This is a genomic window from Piscirickettsia salmonis LF-89 = ATCC VR-1361, assembly GCF_000297215.2.
GTDB classification, from domain to species: Bacteria; Pseudomonadota; Gammaproteobacteria; order Piscirickettsiales; family Piscirickettsiaceae; genus Piscirickettsia; species Piscirickettsia salmonis.
Window position 1 is genome coordinate 11798 of record NZ_AMFF02000106.1, and the last position, 10974, is coordinate 22771.

Here is a 10974-nt window from a genome sequence, read left to right on the forward strand (position 1 = left end):
ACGCAACGCTGTGTGACGCGGACAGCCGAGGGTTTATAGTCGTCGCGTTTTGCTCGGCGATTTTGCATCATTGGATGTGCAAAATACCTACCGAGGTAGCGACGCTTACGATTTACTGGGTCAATTAATTCTGATGTGTTTTATGCATGGCTAGTTAAAGATTTATTACCTAAATTGCCAGCACATTCAGTCATTGTTATGGATAATGCGCGCTTTCACAAACGCTCTGATATGATTGAAGCGATTGAAGAGCAAGGGCATACAATTGATTATTTACCATCTTATAGCCCTGACCTTAACCCGATTGAGAGAAAATGGGCAGAGGCTAAAGCCATTCGAAGAAAGTATCACTGTAGTATCGAAGATCTTTTTTTAGAACATCTACATTATGTCAATTTATAAGGTTTTAGCTATATATTAATTTTTATTTAGATTGGCCTGTGATAACTTTAAGAAACTGTTAAGAAGTGTGCGCTAAGCTTGATATTTAATTTAGTTAAAATTTATTGGTTTAGATTAAGGTTATTGTTCGTGGAGATAGAGTATAGAGTGAGAGTAATTTATTATTTGTTACAAAAATAATAAATTTTCATTTTTTATTTTAATAAAAGATTCAATGGTGTTTATTTTTTTACTAGTATAATTTTATTATTTTCCAATATTATTAATAAGTTAGCTGTTTATTGTTTGTTATGTTTCTTATCTGGAGGTTTAATGAAAGCTTCATTTTTAATTGCCACTGGGTAAGAAGGTTCCTTTAAATACAAGGGCTAACTTGATCTTATAATGTTCTTTATTATAATCGGCCTTATAGTTTTTGGAGTGTGCTTTAATAATATAATAATATTGAGATTACTTATGAATCGACTTTTTATTGCGCTTTTTGTGAATCTTGTTATTCCTTTGGGAGGGATGAGTACAGACATTTATTTGCCATCACTGCCTGCGATGGCAGACTATTTTGGCTCATCAGATACACTGGTACAAATTACCGTCACGCTGTTCACTTTAGGGTTAGGAGTGGGTCAGATAGTCGCTGGGCCGATCTCAGATGCTTTAGGCCGTAAAAATCCCTTTTTATTTGGGATGTTATTACAGTTGACCTCTGTTTTGTTGATCTTAAATACCAGCTCATTGACAACATTGATTGTTGTACGGCTTTTTCAAGGTTTTGGCGCTGCGTTTATGATGGTGCCTGTTCGCGCTATGTTAAGCGATGTGTTTGATGGTGCAGCGTTAAAAAAACAATATACGTATATTACCGCATCTTTTGCTCTTGGGCCTATCGTTGCCCCTTTTATTGGTGGCTATTTGCAGCATTATATTGGCTGGCAAGCTAACTTTTACTTTGTTCTTGTTTATTTGGCTTTTTTGACAACAGTTGCTTTAGTCGTTTTGAAAGAAACCAGTACGACTAAAAAAGCATTTTCGCTTGTTCATGTGAGTTCAAGTTATATCACCGTTTTAAAAAATAAATTATTTTTAACGGGAACTATTTTAATTAGTTTTTTTCTTGGGTATGTCGCTATATTTAATGTTGTCGGCCCGTTTGTTATTCAGGATATATTGGAGCGGTCGGCTATTTTTTATGGTTATATTGCTTTATTAATGGGTTTTGCTTGGTTTTCTGGTAATATGACCAGTCGGTTATTTTTCAAATTTTCTCGACAGTCTAAATCAAATACAGCGCTTTTATGTATGCTTATTGCTGCTGTTGTTATGTTTAGTGTTAGTTTTAGTACGATCAGTTTACTCAGATTTATTGCGCCTATATTTATTATGATTTTTTGTGGTGGATTTTTATTTCCTATTTATGTTGGGGAATGCTTATCTTTATTTAAAGAACAAGCCGCATCAGCCAATGGTCTGTTATTTTCCTCGATTTGGATTGTGTTTAGTGTATTTTCATTTATTGCTGCTTTTTTGAAAGTTTATTCTCTGCTGCCGATTGCTAGTTGTTATTTAATTTTGACCTTGATGATTTGCTGTTGGTTTTTGTTCGTTGCAAGAAAGCATTGATGTTGATAGTTTATGCGCGAGTTTGTCAGACTTGATATTCTTTTGCCTTTAGCAAGAAAAGCGGTTAAAGAAGCTGTAATTTCCAGGGGCTTACGGTATAATCGGCCTTTACGCTGGCACCTACCTTGTCGTGGTTGAGTCGTGTCGGCTTATTACTAGGTAGAGTGTTGTTCGTTTAATTATAGATAGGGTTTGGGATAAAAATAATGCGTGATTATTATTGCGGAGAAGTAACAGAAACACTTACAGGTCAACAAGTTACATTGTGTGGTTGGGTGGATCGTTGCCGTAATCACGGCGGCGTTGCGTTTGTGGATTTGCGTGATCGTGAAGGCATCGTTCAGATTGTCATCGACCCGAATAAAGTGAATCTCCCTGATAATAATCAATTAAATTATCGTAATGAAACTGTGTTGCAGGTAACAGGCCAGGTAAATTTGCGTCCAGAGGGTCAAGTCAATGAAAATATTACAACAGGTAAAATTGAGGTTGATGTAAGCTCTGTGGCTGTGCTTAGCGAAGCTGAGCCGTTGCCAATGCAAGTTAATGACCTAAAAGGTGTGGGTGAAGAAACACGTTTACGCTATCGTTATATTGATTTGCGTCGTAATGAAATGGCTAAGCGCCTACGTTTTCGCTCACAAGTGACGGCAAAAGTACGCTGTTTTCTTGAAGAGCAAGGTTTTTTAGATATAGAAACACCCATGCTAACGAAAGCGACACCAGAGGGCGCGCGTGATTATTTAGTGCCTTCACGCACGTATAAAGGCTCATTTTTTGCTTTACCGCAGTCGCCACAGTTATTTAAGCAATTATTAATGGTGTCTGGGTTTGATAAATATTATCAAATTGTTCGCTGCTTTCGTGACGAAGATCTACGTGCTGATCGTCAACCTGAATTTACCCAAATCGATATCGAAGCATCGTTTGTTAATGAAAATGATGTGATGAATTTAGCTGAAGACATGATTCGTTCGTTATTTCAGCAAACTTTAAATGTCAACTTGCCAGAGTCTTTTCCAAAAATGAGCTATGCAGAGGCGATGGAGCGTTTTGGTAGTGATAAGCCTGATTTACGTAATCCACTTGAATTAATTACGATTGATGATTTGGTAAAAGAGAGTAGCTTTAAAGTATTCAACTCGCCTGCTCAGGCTGTGATGGGACGCGTTGTTGCACTACGAGTACCTGCTGGAGCAAATAAATTAACGCGTAAACAAATTGATAATTATACCCAGTTTGTGAATATCTATGGAGCAAAAGGGCTGGCTTATATTAAGGTTAATGATGCAAGTGTAGGTCGTGATGGTTTGCAGTCGCCAATAGTAAAATTACTGAGCGACGAAGAGCTAGCCGCAATTTTAGATCGTACGCAAGCACAAACTGGCGATTTAATTTTCTTTGGTGCGGATAGCCAAAAAACAGTTGCCAGTGCATTAGGCGCACTGAGGTTAAAGTTAGGGCAAGACCTTGAGCTATTGCAAGGGAATTGGGCGCCGTTATGGGTGGTCGATTTTCCAATGTTTGAGGAAGAAGATGGTCAATTACAGGCATTACACCACCCTTTTACCGCACCAGCCTCGCTTGATGCGCTAAGGGATAGTCCAAAAGAGGCGTTATCGCGTGCTTATGATATGGTATTAAACGGTTATGAGATCGGTGGTGGCTCGATTCGTATTCACCAAGCCAGTGTCCAACAAGAGGTTTTAGAGCTGTTGGGGATTGATGAAGTAACGGCAAAAGAAAAGTTTGGCTTTTTGCTTGATGCGTTAAAATATGGTGCGCCTCCACATGGTGGTTTGGCCTTTGGCTTAGACCGTATTGTTATGTTGATGACCGGCACTGAAAATATCCGCGATGTGATTGCTTTTCCAAAAACACAAACAGCAAGTTGCCCATTAACCTCTGCGCCAGGAACGGCTGCAGTGGAACAATTGATAGAGCTGGGTGTTCGTGTTGTACGTGATAACTTGAAATAGCTAAACGTTAGCTTAGCCGCACGTGGTTTGCGGCTGTTAAGCAGAGGTGTATAATGTACACCTCCTATAGTCAGTGATAATCGTCAAATAAATGAAGACGAGCAGATTAAGATAAAAACAGAGTAGTAATATTACATGGCCGTGACAGAGTTTAATGCTGCGATTGAAGCTGCGTTACCGCAAGAAATGCCTACAGGTCCGATGGGGGCAGTCGAAATAGCAGCAGAGCGCGCAAGAATTAAAGCCTTGTTAAAAGAAAAGCAAGCGGTGTTAATTTCGCATTATTATACTGACCCTGAGATTCAGCGTATTACAGAGGCAACCAATGGCTTTATTGGTGACTCACTGGCAATGGCAGAGTTTGGCAAAAAGCACCCTGCGAATACTTTAATTGTTTCGGGAGTGCGCTTTATGGGCGAAAGCTCTAAAGTGTTAAGTCCTGAGAAAACAGTATTAGTTCCTGATTTAAAAGCAGAATGCTCGTTGGATTTGGGCTGCCCTGAAGATGAATTTTCTCAGTTTTGTGATCAATATCCAGAGCGGGTGGTGGTGGTTTATGCGAATACCTCCGCAGCGGTGAAAGCACGTGCTGATTGGGTGGTAACGTCCAGTTGCGCGGTTGAAATTGTTGAGCACTTGCACGAGCAAGGTAAGAAAATTATTTGGGCCTCTGATCGTTATTTAGGTGGCTATATTAAAGAAAAATCCGGTGCGGACATGCTGTTGTGGCAGGGCGAGTGTATTATTCATGCTGAGTTTAAAAGCAATGCGTTAAGAGAACTTAAAGCAATATATCCAGATGCTGCAGTTTTGGTGCATCCTGAATCGCCAGCGGAGGTCGTTGCACTTGCCGATGTGGTTGGGTCAACCTCACAGTTGTTAGCCGCTTCTAAGCACTTAGTCAATAAGACCATGATTGTTGCAACTGAAAGTGGCATTTTTTATAAAATGCAGCAAGCACGTCCTGATGTAAACTTTATTGCTGCGCCTACAGGTGGTAAAGGGGCTGAGTGTCGCATGTGTGCGATTTGTCCATGGATGAAGATGAATAATTTAACGAATTTAAGACAAGTATTAGAGTCGGGTTGTAATGAAATTATCGTGCCTGAGAATATTCGCCAAAAGGCGGTGATTTCACTGAATCGTATGCTTGATTTTAGTAAAAAATATTTGAAGTAAAAGGGGAGTCTTTATGGCAGGTCATAGTAAGTGGCACAATATTCAACATCGTAAAAATGCACAAGATGCTAAACGTGGTAAGTTATTTACGAAATTAATTCGAGAGATTGTTGTTGCGGCGAAAATGAGTGGTGGTGACCCAGAGAGTAATCCTCGTTTGCGTGCCGCCATTGATAAAGGCTTAAGTAATAACATGAAGCGTGATGTGGTTGATCGTGCGATTAAGCGCGGTGCCGGTGGTGGTGATGCGGATAATTATGATGAAATTCGCTATGAGGGCTATGGTAGCGGTGGAATTGCAGTTATGGTTGACTGCCTAACAGACAATCATAAACGCACTGTGGCTGAAGTACGTCATGCGTTTTCTAAGTGTGGCGGTAATTTAGGCACGGATGGCTCCGTCTCTTACATGTTTAATCAGCGTGGTAGCATTAGTTTTGGCCAAGGCCTGAATGAGGACAGCTTAATGGAAGCGGCACTTGAGGCAGGTGCTGAAGATGTGGTGATGGATAATGATGGGAGTGCAGAGGTTATTACTGCACCGACTGATTTCCTTGAGGTAAAAGAAGCATTGGTAGCGTCAGGGTTTAAAGCGATTGAAGCGGATGTGACGATGGTGGCTGATAATACCACTGAGCTTGATCTGGATGCTGCGCAAAAAGTAATGCGCTTGGTCGACATGCTCGAAGATTTAGATGATGTACAAAAAGTATATACGAATGCAGATATTCCTGAATCGGTGTTAGCTGAGCTTTAATTTAGTGCTTATTGTTTTTATGTAATGTATATTGTGGATATTTAGGAAGGTCAGCTTAGATTGTTGGCCTTTTTTTATTGCTTAAGGTGAAGGTAGAGATAGAGCTAATGAAGTTTTTAATAAATCAGAGCTTATTGCTAGTTATAATGCTGATTGCTTTTACCCTCGTGCCGATTACTATTGTAGCTTCAGAGCACGCAACAAATAGAGTGAATATAAGTGCAGTTGCTATGCAGAAAGTCAATGAGGCTCAAAATAGCAAGCTTATGAGTAAAGATCAAGAAGCGTCTATAGTGAATAATACATCGATCAGTAAACAGCATAAAGAGCGCCCGAGTGGTGGTTTTCTTGCTTTGATTTTATTACTGATTTTTATTTTTGTGAGCACACCGATTTTATTTATTATTTGGTTATCAGCTCGACGCAATAAATAACATAGCTGTGCAAAAAATAAAGTGCTATTATAGGCGATTAAAATAAATTTTACACGGAGTTATGATGAAGACGATTTTGATTCTGGCGGTGTTTCTGTTTTATTTATTCATGGTGATTGGCTTTGAGACTTATGGTGTAGCAATTTGGTTACGTGTTGCGATTGCAATTATTACGGGCCTGCTTATTTGGTTAATTGCAAAGAAAGTCGGCAGTGGTTCATCTGCAAAGCGCAGTGACTGATTGAAAAATAGCAAACGCTGCGAGCCATGGAGTGCTAAGCACGGGGTGAGTAGGCCGAGGTAGGTTCGGGTTTTTAGCAGAGCGGAGTTGCGAAAGGCCGTTAGGTCTGTAGCAAGCGTAACGAGTGTCTAAAAATCTATACGAACCGTAGAGTCATGTGAGAGCACAGTTAATCCAGGCACGTAACGCTGTGTGACGCGGACAGCCGAGGGTTTATAGTCGTCGCGTTTTGCTCGGCGATTTTGCATCATTGGATGTGCAAAATACCTACCGAGGTAGCGACGCTTACGTAATTTACAGCATAAAGTTAAGAGGAGTGGGTGGCCACTCCTCAGTTTTGGAGCGTTGATTTAGTTCTGAGGGTGGCTGGCTTCTTGGGTTATTGTGAGTGTCATTTCTTGATCCGTAACATCTATAGGTTCTATTTGCACTAATGTGTTTTGATCAAGCCAAGGATAGCGGCTATGCAATTGGTAGCTATAGCGGATAGTCACAGTGTGATCCTCTCCTGTTGAAGTGACTTGATAATTTGTTAACTGGGGTGCTGCATAACAAAAGCGCAGCTTATTGTTTGGCAGAGGGGTAAATTCGGACTCTCCAAGGCTGGTCGTTGAAAGAGTGACCTGATCATCAAACTGTAGCAGGTTAAGGTAATGCTGATTAACAAGCATTAAAATTATTGGGTTTTTTAACAGGACTTGCCTTGAGCTTTCGCCAATGGGGATTTCGGTACAGCCAATATTATTTTGCTCAAGCTGTTTTTGAAGTTGTTGTTGAATCGCTTGTTGATTTAATGTATCCAGTGTATTTTCTGTAGGTGTGGCCGTCGTTGTTTTAATCGTTGATTTTGATTGTTTATTGTTTAGGTACTGGCTTGCAAAGGCAAACACTAAAATAAGAATAACGAGTATTGCTAACAAGCAGCGAACGATTAACTGTCGACATAGCTTCTGTTGCTCTTGATGTTGCTTTATGCGTTGTTGTAGCTGTATTTTCTCTTCAGTTGATAAAATAACAGTTTGTTCTTGTTCATTGTTTTCTTCTTTCATTTCACTACTTCACTACATTGACGATGGTTATAGCTGCTAACTCTTTATTCTACAGGACTCTCTTATGTGATAAAAAGTTTAATTTCATATTAAACGGTTTTAGATAATGGTTCATTTGATAAAAATCTATAAAATAAATGGATACACGATCTTTTTTTGATATGAGTAAGGTCGGGCTCTAAAAATGATTAAAAAAAACTTGTACTAAGCAGGATGGCACTTTGAGTATAAGTTAGAGGTTTTTCTCATATGGATTTCAATGGAAAGTTGCTTTTTGATTGGTCAGAAATTTACATTAATTTTAAAAAAAATTAAAAGTTAATATTGTTTTGCTTGACTGTTTTAGTCTAACCTCGAGCCAATTTATTTTTATTTTCAATTTATTATCAAAATAATAAATTAATTTTAGAGGTCAGGTAGTATGCCAAAATTACAGTGGGGTTCGGTTGAACAAGAAAGTAAAGAATGGGAAATAGCAAAGTTACACCTTGAGGGGCGATCTGATGGAATAAAGCTTAAGCGCTCTAAAGAAGGTGCAGGACAAGCACTTTATACTGATAAAGATGGTAAAAAACACCCACTTTCTCACTCTTTTATGAATATTAATGGCCAAATTTTTGCCTTAGCAGGTAAGGGAAGAATTTTAGGTCAGGGTACGTTTGGTAAGGTTAAGCTTGCAGAAGATGAGTAGGGCTGCTTATATGTAATGAAAATTGGCTTAATAGATGATGTAGATGAGAATGAGTTAAGTATATTAGGAGATCTAAGCCTTTTAAGAGGAAGTGGAAGAAGGAGCGGGAAACAATATATTGCCCTAGATTTTCTTGGTAAAAGCTTAGATAAGGTTGATTTTAAGAGTGATAAACAAAGGCTGGAAGTTAGTTTAAAACTTGTTGAGGCAGTTCGTCAATTAAATGCTGGTGTAGCATCAAAATCTGCAACTAAAATTTATCATAACGATATTAAACCTGAAAATGTAGTTTTAAGTGAAGATGGTAAAGTATCATTAATTGATTTTGGATTAAGTAGCGATAAAACTATAGTTGGGGGGACACTAGATTTTTTAGCTCCAGAAGCTCTATCAGAAGAGGCGAAAGCCTTGCTGGCAAAAGAAAAAGACATGGAAAGTACCGAGTTTGTGAAGGAATTGAAAGGGATTTATTATATTAAGGATGGATATCCAGCCTCTGCACAAACAGACTGTTACTCTCTGGGGCTAACTTTAAAGGAATTTGTACCAACGAGGGCAAGGCTTTATCATACATTAGGCTTGATGCAGGCAGATGAGCCTTTGATGCGACCAAGCTTAGATGTTGTAAAAGTTGTGATCCTAGCCGAATTATATAAAGATTCTGATCTAGATTTGCATCAGGCGTTATTGGAGAGTCAATATATTGCGGATACGGTTAATGAAGTCAAAGCAATCTCTGCGCTTTTAGAAGGGTCGACAGTTACAGCAAGTTTAGTTACAGAACAAAATCTTAGTTTAGTTAAAGAAAGTCCTGAGTTAAGCAGGACTTTAGCATTGCTTTATAACCTGTTAGGTTCTGAATATTTTGACCAGAGTACAGCGGATGTGGATGTAGGTTGTAAAAAAGACAAAATTCGAGGGTTTATACGAGAACTGCTTGCTTGTGAAGACAAAAGCCCAGAGTCCATCCAGGCTAAAATGCAAGAACATACCGAATGGTCAGTAGCAAATCTTGCTACTCGATTTGATGGATTAGCTGTTGTTAGTGCGACGCCTTTTTTTAGTAGGAGTCAAGAAGGGCAACAAGCAGATCTTAACCAAGCTCAAGCAGCTAACTTTTAACGGTCTGAAATAAATAAGGTTGGGGCTGTCAGATTAGTCAGCCCCGTTTATTGTTTTAAGCGTGTTGAGAACAACCTAGTAATTGATTTAAATCACTTACTGGTTTTTTTGCTAATATAGTTAGCCCTTGTGTAAGTTTATAAACTTCTTCTAAAGAAGAGATGGTTTCACAATAGTGAGTTCTATTCGCTGTTGTTTGCGGCATAATAAATGTTGAAGCATAAATTTTATTGTTTTTAATCGTCGTGATGACCTTGAAATAACCTTTCGGTATCATTAAAGTGCCGCTATAGTTTGGAAAGGCTTTGATTGGTTTTTGGCCTTTTTCATAGTAAGGGCCTGTAATGACATACACCGGTCCGTACTGTTTGGCATATGCTCTTACTGCGTTTTCTAGATGATTCCAAGGGCCTTGATTTAGCTGTGACTGTTGTGGAGTGATATTAGATAGGTAATTAGTAACATAATAATTCTCAGCTCCCCTAAATGATCCCAGTGGTGCTTGATGACCACGATCAACATTAAAAAGCGCATTCACTCCTCTATAGGCTGAAGGAGGTAAAGTGGCATTTTCAGGTAAATCGGGGTCTTGTTGCCATTCTCTTGTTCGTGATGGGCCATTAATGTAATCAGGTCGTATGATATAGGCAACCCAGTCGGCAAATTTGGATTTAGGGTTGTTTGCCAGAATAATGATTTTATGATTGATGATCTGATCTTTTGGGCTGTAACCAGTGGGACAAGTATTTAATAGGCAAAGGTTGCTGTGAACTAAAGTAACTTCTTGTTTTTCTTTTATAATACTTTTTTGTTCTGTAAATGCGTGACACCCTTGCAATAGAGCGGGTAGTAAGGTGAGCAATAATAACTTCTTCTTCATAAAAATATATTAAATTTTTTGTATAAATTAATAATTAAGCAAGTTTAAAGTTTTTATTGCTTATAAGTAATATTAAAATTTTAATTAAAATTTATATTTTTTTATAATTAAAATATAAAAAATAAAATATATTTTATATTTGGCACTTAATTATGTAAGTTAATGATGTTGTTTAGTCCCATGCTTTAGTGGTGTACTCTATAACGACTTACCATCAAGAGATGAATTATGGGACAAGTGCTACATGGTTGCGCCCGCACAACAAAGACAGTGCGTGAGGCAATACAAAATAGCCAAGAGAGCCTTAAAACATTAGCCGCTCGTTATAGCTTAAATGTAAAAACAGTAGCAAATAGGACTTACGCATTGACAACCGGGATCAATCTTAACTTTTCCTCTGCTTCCAGGCCCTTTACAATAAAATCCCTGACGACGCCAATAAACAAATCTTTTTTAAGCTGGTAGCAAATTTAGAATTATATAGCTACCTACTACTCGAGATATCGAAAGAAGTTCAGAAAATGTCTGAGCTTATGAAACTAGAAATATCAGACGAGCAAAAAACAAAGGTAAGCTCAGATATTTACAACTCTTTAACTAATCTTACGCACAGGTCATAAACA

Annotated in this window: 11 protein-coding genes and 2 pseudogenes; 10 read left to right on the top strand and 3 right to left on the bottom strand. The window is 38.5% G+C overall.

The genetic code is table 11. From position 1 onward, the window contains the following. Positions 1–120 precede the first annotated feature (120 nt). From C200_RS10435 to C200_RS15490, 7 genes and pseudogenes are all read left to right on the top strand, one after another. Positions 121–402, top strand: a pseudogene (locus C200_RS10435) (transposase); the annotation flags it as partial. A gap of 456 nt (positions 403–858) precedes the next feature. Next, on the top strand, positions 859–2019 hold the full coding sequence (locus C200_RS10440; RefSeq protein ID WP_032126681.1) for an MFS transporter: 1161 nt from the start codon (positions 859–861) through the stop codon (positions 2017–2019). 206 nt (positions 2020–2225) lie between these two features. Continuing rightward, on the top strand, positions 2226–3998 hold the full coding sequence (gene aspS, locus C200_RS10445; protein WP_016211405.1) for an aspartate--tRNA ligase: 1773 nt from the start codon (positions 2226–2228) through the stop codon (positions 3996–3998). A 135-nt stretch (positions 3999–4133) separates the two neighbouring features. Further along, the gene (nadA, locus tag C200_RS10450; RefSeq protein ID WP_016211403.1) at positions 4134–5177 is read left to right on the top strand and encodes a quinolinate synthase NadA; all 1044 of its coding nucleotides are present in this window, start codon (positions 4134–4136) and stop codon (positions 5175–5177) included. A gap of 13 nt (positions 5178–5190) precedes the next feature. Beyond that, positions 5191–5934 carry a YebC/PmpR family DNA-binding transcriptional regulator gene (locus C200_RS10455; RefSeq protein WP_016211399.1) on the top strand — a complete coding sequence of 248 codons (744 nt, stop codon included), beginning with the start codon at positions 5191–5193 and terminating at the stop codon, positions 5932–5934. Positions 5935–6041: 107 nt separating this feature from the next. After that, a complete protein-coding gene (locus C200_RS10460; protein WP_032126682.1) occupies positions 6042–6368 on the top strand; it encodes a hypothetical protein in 327 nt (108 codons plus the stop codon). A 64-nt stretch (positions 6369–6432) separates the two neighbouring features. Continuing rightward, a complete protein-coding gene (locus C200_RS15490) occupies positions 6433–6609 on the top strand; it encodes a hypothetical protein (protein WP_016211402.1) in 177 nt (58 codons plus the stop codon). A gap of 128 nt (positions 6610–6737) precedes the next feature. On the opposite strand, the gene C200_RS16565 is transcribed toward C200_RS15490, so the two are convergent. Together C200_RS16565 and C200_RS10470 are read right to left on the bottom strand one after the other, a co-directional pair. Further along, the gene (locus C200_RS16565) at positions 6738–6860 is read right to left on the bottom strand and encodes a hypothetical protein (protein WP_282916176.1); all 123 of its coding nucleotides are present in this window, start codon (positions 6858–6860) and stop codon (positions 6738–6740) included. A gap of 99 nt (positions 6861–6959) precedes the next feature. Beyond that, complete coding sequence (locus C200_RS10470) at positions 6960–7658, bottom strand: hypothetical protein (RefSeq protein WP_016211732.1); 699 nt, start codon at positions 7656–7658, stop codon at positions 6960–6962. Between the two features lie 421 nt (positions 7659–8079). On the opposite strand from C200_RS10470, the gene C200_RS10475 reads away from it, so the two are divergent. Continuing rightward, entirely contained in the window at positions 8080–8349 is a 270-nt protein-coding gene (locus tag C200_RS10475; RefSeq protein WP_016211734.1) for a hypothetical protein, read from the top strand. A gap of 15 nt (positions 8350–8364) precedes the next feature. After that, positions 8365–9471: a protein kinase domain-containing protein gene (locus C200_RS10480; RefSeq protein ID WP_016211731.1), complete on the top strand. Its 1107-nt coding sequence runs from the start codon at positions 8365–8367 to the stop codon at positions 9469–9471. A 55-nt stretch (positions 9472–9526) separates the two neighbouring features. On the opposite strand, the gene C200_RS10485 is transcribed toward C200_RS10480, so the two are convergent. Beyond that, entirely contained in the window at positions 9527–10351 is an 825-nt protein-coding gene (locus C200_RS10485) for a DNA/RNA non-specific endonuclease (RefSeq protein WP_016211733.1), read from the bottom strand. A 228-nt stretch (positions 10352–10579) separates the two neighbouring features. Here C200_RS10485 and C200_RS16390 point away from each other — a divergent pair. Further along, positions 10580–10702: pseudogene (locus C200_RS16390) on the top strand (IS481 family transposase); the annotation flags it as partial. Positions 10703–10974: the final 272 nt, after the last annotated feature.